At 64.5% G+C, this 451-nt stretch carries 1 protein-coding gene; it reads left to right on the plus strand.

Annotation, left to right across the window (positions count from 1 at the left end; genetic code table 11):
* The coding region (locus KVT32_RS28770; RefSeq protein WP_217619278.1) for a hypothetical protein at positions 1 to 208 on the plus strand (208 nt) is incomplete at its 5' end.
* Positions 209 to 451 lie beyond the last annotated feature (243 nt).

Here is a 451-nt window from a genome sequence, read left to right on the forward strand (position 1 = left end):
GTCGCGCTTCGGGATGGTCAGGTTCATGCTGGCCGCGCAATGCGCCGAGGGCGAGGAGCTGCCCTCGCCCACCCTGCTGGCGCGCACGGTGCAGGTGTTCTGCCGCCGCTTCCAGCACGACCGCAACTTCGCCGCGAATACCAGCCAGGCCCTGCACAACACCGGCTGGCACCGGTTGGAAAAGGTGTACAGCTTCCTGCGTTTCTGAGCCGGGCACTGCCGAAAAAAAAGCCATCCGCAAGGATGGCTTTTTCGTTGGCGCTTTTACGCATGGCCAGCGGCGCGGCGCCGTCCGGACAGGCCTGCCGTCAGTAGCCGCTGTTGGCCGCCAGCGCCGCCAGCTGCTGGCTGAGATGACTGTTCATGTTCTGCATGTTCGTCATCATGGTGTCGAGCGAGGTGAACTGCGCGCGGTAGCGCTTCTCGGTCTGCTCCAGCTGCAGCGTCATCC

It is taken from the genome of Achromobacter sp. GbtcB20 (assembly GCF_019091095.1).
GTDB lineage: Bacteria > Pseudomonadota > Gammaproteobacteria > Burkholderiales > Burkholderiaceae_B > Achromobacter > Achromobacter mucicolens.